Annotated in this window: 1 protein-coding gene; it reads left to right on the forward strand. The window is 65.3% G+C overall.

All coding sequences use genetic code 11. The features are described from left to right. Nucleotides 1-1590 (forward strand): methyl-accepting chemotaxis protein (locus DDF62_RS17025; RefSeq protein ID WP_116490203.1); only part of this gene is annotated, 1590 nt, incomplete at its 5' end. Nucleotides 1591-1599 lie beyond the last annotated feature (9 nt).

A 1599-nucleotide genomic window follows, 5' to 3' on the forward strand; every position in this document is an offset into this window, starting at 1 on the left:
GCGAGTCAAGACTACCGCGACTTCTGGTCCAAGCTCGGCCAAGGCGAGTTCGATGCGCGTGAATATCTGCGCATCGGCAAGGGCGGTCGCGAGGTCTGGATCCAGGCCTCCTACAATCCTGTCCGCAACGGCTCGGGCAAGGTTGAGCGCGTGGTGAAGGTCGCCACCGTAATCACGGACCAGAAGCTGCGTAACGCGGATTTTGAAGCCAAGCTCACCGCCATCAGCCGCGCTCAGGCGATCATCGAATTCTCCACCGACGGCTTGGTTCTGGACGCCAATCAGAACTTCCTCGACGCGCTGGGCTACAGCCTCTCGGAGATCAAAGGGCAACACCACCGGATGTTCGTCGACAAGACCTACGCCGGCTCGCCCGAATACGCTGACTTCTGGCGTAAGTTGAACGCGGGCGAATATGTCGCCGCCGAGTTTAAGCGTGTCGGCAAGGGCGGCCAGGAGGTCTGGATCCAGGCCTCTTACAACCCCGTGTTCGGGCCTAGGGGCCGCGTCGAGAAGATCGTGAAATTCGCCACGGTGGTGACCGGGCGGGTCGACGCCGTCAACCAGATCGCCGCCGCCCTTGAGCGCTTGGCGGCTAACGACCTGACCTGCCGGCTCGACCAGCCGATCGATCCGCAGTTCCAGAAACTGCGCGACGATCTCAACCGCGCCCTGGCCGCCCTCGACGAGACCATGAGTTCGGTGACCACGGCCACCGGCAGCGTCGGCGCTGGCGCCGACGAGATCTCTATAGCCTCGGACGACCTCTCCCGCCGCACCGAGCAACAGGCCGCCAGCCTCGAGGAGACCGCCGCCGCGCTCGACGAGATCACCGCCACGGTCAATCGCAGCGCTGAGGGTGCCCGGCAGGCTTCGGCAGCGGCATCCAGCGCCCGGGCAGACGCCGCTCGTTCGGGCGAGATCGTTGGCGACGCCGTGGCCGCCATGGGCGAGATAGAGAAGTCGTCGGGCCAGATCACCAGCATCATCGGCGTCATCGACGAAATCGCCTTCCAGACCAATCTGTTGGCTCTCAACGCTGGCGTCGAGGCCGCCCGCGCTGGGGAGGCTGGTCGCGGCTTCGCGGTTGTCGCCCAGGAAGTCCGCGCTCTGGCCCAACGCTCAGCCGAGGCGGCCAAGGAGATCAAGACCCTGATCGCCAATAGCGGCTCGCAGGTCGAACGCGGCGTGAAGCTGGTCGGCGAAACCGGCCGCGCGCTCGGCGAAATCGTCGAGAAGGTTGGCCAGATCGACGGCCTGATCTCCGAGATTGCCCAGTCTTCCAAGGAACAGGCGACCGGCCTCAACGAGGTCAATGTCGCGGTCAATCAGATGGATCAGGTCACCCAGCAAAATGCGGCCATGGTCGAGGAGGCCACCGCCGCGTCCGCCAGCCTGAAGTTCGAAGCAGGCGAGCTTCGCCAGATGGTCGGACGGTTCAGAATCAGCGCGGTCACGGCGACAAGCGCCGCGTCCAGCCCGCCTCGCGAGCGTCCCGGCGCGATCAAAAAGACGCGCCCAATGACCCGCGCCCCGATGCTGGTCCGGGGCTCAGCGGCGCCGACGCTCGATAGCTGGGAAGAGTTCTGAGTCAGGCCC

Source organism: Caulobacter radicis (assembly GCF_003094615.1).
Taxonomy (GTDB): Bacteria; Pseudomonadota; Alphaproteobacteria; order Caulobacterales; family Caulobacteraceae; genus Caulobacter; species Caulobacter radicis.